This is a genomic window from Streptomyces glaucescens (assembly GCF_002154375.1).
Taxonomy (GTDB): domain Bacteria; phylum Actinomycetota; class Actinomycetes; order Streptomycetales; family Streptomycetaceae; genus Streptomyces; species Streptomyces glaucescens.
Window position 1 is genome coordinate 1 of the sequence record NZ_MUND01001121.1, and the last position, 511, is coordinate 511.

Consider the following 511-nt stretch of genomic DNA (forward strand, 5'->3'; position numbering starts at 1 on the left):
CCCCGACCCCGAAGCCCTCTCCCCCGCCCGCGCCGGTCGTCTACCAGTGGAGCGAGCTGGCGTACGACATCAGCGGCGACGGCAGCGAGCCCGAGATGCGGTTCGGCGAGAGCGGCTGGGTGTGGCAGCGGCAGGGGCAGTCGATCGGCGGGACGTCCTACGCGCGCGGGGTCACCGTCCAGGGCCGGTCCTCCGTCACCATCGACCTCAACCGTGAGTGCACCGCGTACGAAGCGCTGGCCGGCGTCGACGACATGACGCTGAAGCTCGGCAAGGTGTACTTCTCGGTCTTCGCCGACGGCGTGCCGCTGTGGAAGTCCGCGCTGGTCAAGGGCGGCGACTCGGCCGTACCGGTCCGGGTGGACCTGACCGGCCGGAAGACCGTGCGGCTGGTGGTCGAACCCCACAACCATCTCGACGACGTGGCGCTCGCGGACTGGGCGGAGTCCAGGTTCATCTGCTCGTAGCGAGTTCGCCGATGATCTCGTCCATGGTCAGGGCGGCGCCGCGG

General features: G+C 70.3%; 1 protein-coding gene. It reads left to right on the plus strand.

What is annotated here, in order from left to right; genetic code table 11:
• On the plus strand, nucleotides 1–467 hold a 467-nt coding region (locus CCN42_RS40975), incomplete at its 5' end, for an NPCBM/NEW2 domain-containing protein (RefSeq protein WP_211294917.1).
• Between the last annotated feature and the right edge of the window lie 44 nt (nucleotides 468–511).